Source organism: Brevibacterium sp. NPDC049920, from assembly GCF_040656435.1.
Lineage (GTDB): Bacteria > Actinomycetota > Actinomycetes > Actinomycetales > Brevibacteriaceae > Brevibacterium > Brevibacterium pityocampae.
In genome coordinates this window covers 1-3661 of record NZ_JBFAMF010000024.1, presented here as the reverse complement: position 1 = coordinate 3661, position 3661 = coordinate 1, and the positions used below count along the sequence as shown (strand labels likewise).

3 protein-coding genes and 1 pseudogene are annotated in these 3661 nt (G+C 67.4%); 2 read left to right on the top strand and 2 right to left on the bottom strand.

Going from position 1 to position 3661, the window contains the following annotated elements; all coding sequences use genetic code 11:
* A partial coding sequence (locus AB0I45_RS13770) for an LPXTG cell wall anchor domain-containing protein (protein WP_360318916.1) occupies nt 1-203 on the top strand: 203 nt, incomplete at its 5' end.
* A gap of 188 nt (nt 204-391) precedes the next feature.
* On the opposite strand, the pseudogene AB0I45_RS13765 reads toward AB0I45_RS13770, so the two are convergent.
* Together AB0I45_RS13765 and AB0I45_RS13760 are read right to left on the bottom strand one after the other, a co-directional pair.
* Nucleotides 392-732, bottom strand: a pseudogene (locus AB0I45_RS13765) (IS3 family transposase); the annotation flags it as partial.
* A gap of 23 nt (nt 733-755) precedes the next feature.
* A protein-coding gene (locus AB0I45_RS13760) for an IS3 family transposase (RefSeq protein ID WP_360318913.1) occupies nt 756-2044 on the bottom strand; the annotation gives its coding sequence in 2 pieces (ribosomal slippage) (nt 756-1771 and nt 1771-2044; 1290 coding nt in all).
* 223 nt (nt 2045-2267) lie between these two features.
* Here AB0I45_RS13760 and AB0I45_RS13755 point away from each other — a divergent pair.
* A complete protein-coding gene (locus AB0I45_RS13755; protein ID WP_360318910.1) occupies nt 2268-3401 on the top strand; it encodes a YihY/virulence factor BrkB family protein in 1134 nt (377 codons plus the stop codon).
* Nucleotides 3402-3661 lie beyond the last annotated feature (260 nt).

Genomic DNA, 3661 nt, shown 5'->3' with positions numbered 1-3661 from the left:
CGACTCAGGGCCCTGGCCCCAATCCGGGCTCGGAGGATGACCAGCCGGGTGACGATTCCGATAACAGCGGCCCGGACACCGATGACAACGGTTCGCTTCCGCGCACGGGAACCTCTGCAATGATGACGCTGGCAACCGCTGGTGTCCTCATCGCCCTGGGCCTGACCGCGCTGACCTACGTCCGCCGGACCTCGCGCAAGTAACTGAGCGCGACTGAGCTCGCCTCGTCACAATAGTGGTGTGCACTCCCGTGACGGGAGTGCACACCACTGTCGTCTCTGCCTCCCTGACCACTCACCGCAGCACCACCCGAATCTCACGCGTCACGCCGGAGCGAGACTGACCACACCTCGTGCTCACTACACCGCTCCCACCCCGTCCGATCAGACACGGTGAACCCGGCGTCACGGAGCTCGTCGACGATCAGCCGGCGCCCGAACTCCGGGTCGTCGGCGTGCGCGTCGATGATCGCGTTGACCAGGTGCGCCTGGTCCCACTCGGCCTGCGTGACCGGTTCGGCCAGCCACCGGTAGAACGGCTGGCGAGCGATCTTCAGCACCCGGCACGTCACCGCGACGGGGACCCCGTCAGCGGCCAGCTCGCGAACGAGCAGGTACATCATTTTCCCGGCAGATTCGCCTGCGACAGATACGCCGCCGCGCACCGCAGCACCTCGTTCTCCTGCTCCAACAGCCGGTTCCGCTTGCGCAGCTCCCGCAGCTCGGCCGACTTGAACCGCCCCGGGTTCTCTGCCGCTACTTTGCGGGTTCGGGCTCTCGGTTGAGGGCCTCGTAGTGGAGCGTCTCGAACTCTATCGGGGTGAGCATCCCGAGGGAGCCGTGGAGGCGCCGATTGTTGTACCAGTCGACCCAGCCGGCCGTCGCGTACTCGACGTCCGAGAGCGTCCTGAAGGGCCCAGGATGGAAGACGGTGGTGCGGATGCACTCGGTCTTGAACAGGCCGTTCACGGTCTCCATGAGCGCGTTATCGTAGGCGTCGCCGACGGTACCGATCGACGGCGCGATGCCCTCGAGGTCGAGATGCTCGGTGTATCGGATAGATGTGTACTGGGACCCGGCATCGCTGTGGTGGATCAAATCGCCAGGTGAGACGGGGTTTCCGTCGCGGTCGCGCTGCCACAGAGCTATCCGTAATGGGGTCATGACCAGGTCGGTGCGCATGCTGGAGCTGGCGAGCCAGCCCACGATCCGCTGGGCGAACACGTCCAGGACGAACGCGACGTAGACGAAGCCCGCCCAGGTCCTCACGTACGTGAAATCTGTGACCCACACCAGGTTCGGCGCGGACGCGGTGAAGTCGCGGTTCAGCAGGTCACCGGCACGTTTCCCGTCGGGGTCGGGGATGGTGGTGCGCAGCTTCTTCGCCCGGCGAACACCCTCGAGGCCGAGGGTGCGCATGGCCCGGTCCACTGCTCCGCGGGAGGTGGCGGCGAGGCCGTCTTGGCGGCGGAGCAGGGCAACCCACTTCCGCCGCCCGTACAGGCCCTCCGGCGTCATCTGCATCCGCCCGGTGACCTCGTTGAACCTCCAGGCCAGGTCGCGGATCTTGTCCTCGACCAGCGCGTCTGTGACCGTCCTAGCAGCGATGCGGGCCGGCCTCTTCCAGGCCCGGTAGGTCCGTGCAGCGATCCCCAAGCCCTGCTGGCGCAGGACGCAGAGGATCGACTCGACTGCGTAGCCCTCGGCCCTCATCTCGTCGATGAACGCGAGGATCAGCGGTTGCGGGGGTCGAGCTCCCCCGCGAAGAAAATCGAAGCCCGGCGCAGGATCTCGTTGTCCTCACGCAGCCGCTTGACCTCCGCCTTCAGCCGCTTCACCTCGACGGACTCCTCTCTCGTGACGCCGGGCCGGGTCCCGTCGTCGACCTCGGCCTGCGCCAGCCAGCGCCGCACGGACTCACGTGAGACACCTTCCTGGCGAGCGACCGCGGCCGTCGCCGCGGTCAAGGTGGGGTACTCCTGGGCATGGTCCCGCACGAGCCGCACGCACCTCGCGCGCAGCTGGGGATCGATCTTCTTCGGCATGCTGTCCATCCTTCCGGACTTAAACAGCAGCGGCATCAAACCTAGGGCGGTTCACCCGGGTCTGCTCGACTTCGCCGCCGCCGAGCTCACCGCTGCCGATGTGGAGTAAACCCCCGCACCGCCATCTGCCACACCCCGGGGCTTCGCACCCGGGCCGCGGAATCTACTCTATAATCAAGGTGCCTTGACTATTGAGACCATATTCTGCACCAGGGGGCAGACGATGAGCGAGACTCGATCCGCAGATCACCCGGCGGATGCTCCGCATCCCGAGGACGACCGGAAGCCCGACGATCCGACCGACCTCACGAAACCGTCGTGGAAGTACGTGCTCCGGACGACCATCCGCGAGTTCGCCGCCGACGGTTGCACGGACGTGGCCGCAGGGCTCACCTACCGCACCGTGTTCTCCGTGTTCCCCGGCCTCATCGCCCTGGTCTCGATCCTCAGCCTGTTCGGGCAGAGCGGGCAGACCGTCACCGCCGTCCTCGACCAGGTGCAGGGCGTGGTGCCGGAGGACACCTGGAACAGCGTGCGTCCCCCGCTCGAGTCGGTGCTCACCGCGCCGGCGCCCGGCCTCGGCCTGATCATCGGTCTGCTCGTCGCACTGTGGTCGGCCTCGGGGTATGTGAAGGCCTTTGGCCGCGCGATGAATACCATCTACGACGTGCCCGAGGGTCGTGGAGGCATCAAGCTCACCCTGCAGATGTACCTGCTCACGGCGCTCATCCTGGTGCTGGGTGCTGTCGCGCTGATGATCTTCGTGCTGTCCGGCCCGGTCGCCGAAGGAGTGGGCGATCTGATCGGCCTGGGTTCCGCCGCGGTGGGCGCGTGGAACGTGGCCAAGTGGTTCGTCCTGGCATTCATCGTCGTCTTCGTCGTGGCACTGCTGTACTACGCCACGCCGAATGTGCAGCAGCCGAAGTTCCGGTGGGTCAGCTTCGGTGCGCTGATCGCCATCCTCGTCTCCGTGCTCGCGACACTCGGGTTCTTCTTCTACGTGTCGAACTTCGGCAACTACAACGCGACCTACGGCGCGCTGGCCGGCGTCATCATCCTGCTGCTGTGGATCTACATCATCAATGCGATCCTGCTGTTCGGCGCAGAGGTCGACGCCGAGCTCGAGCGCGGACGCGAGCTGCAGGCCGGGATCCCCGCAGAGGTGGACCTCCAGCTGCCGCCGCGCGACACCGCTGCCAGCGACAAGAAGGCGAAGAAGTTCGACGAGGATGTGCGCCGCGCCCGCAGCCTGCGGGTGACCGCGGGCGGCACGCAGGAGCACCCCGTCGCCGCCGAGAGCGAGGAGACGGCTGCCGGAGAGTCCTCCGGAACCTCAGAGGACGACCCGCGGCGGTGAGCAGCGCGGGGATGCCCCGCAGCGGGTGAGGCCCGCTCGGTGCGGGCCCGGGCTCAATCGCCGGGCCACTCGCCGGCGAGCCGCTCGCATGCGCGGGCCCGGCTCTGAAGCGTCCAGCGCCTTGACCACGGCGGACAGACCGACGGCTCGCTCATGTCCTCACTCCCGCAGCGCCCGGGCCACCTCGCGCCGCTGGGCCTGCTCGACCGGATCGGGCACCGGGAGCGAAGCGATGAGACGCCGCGTGTAGTCGTGCTGCG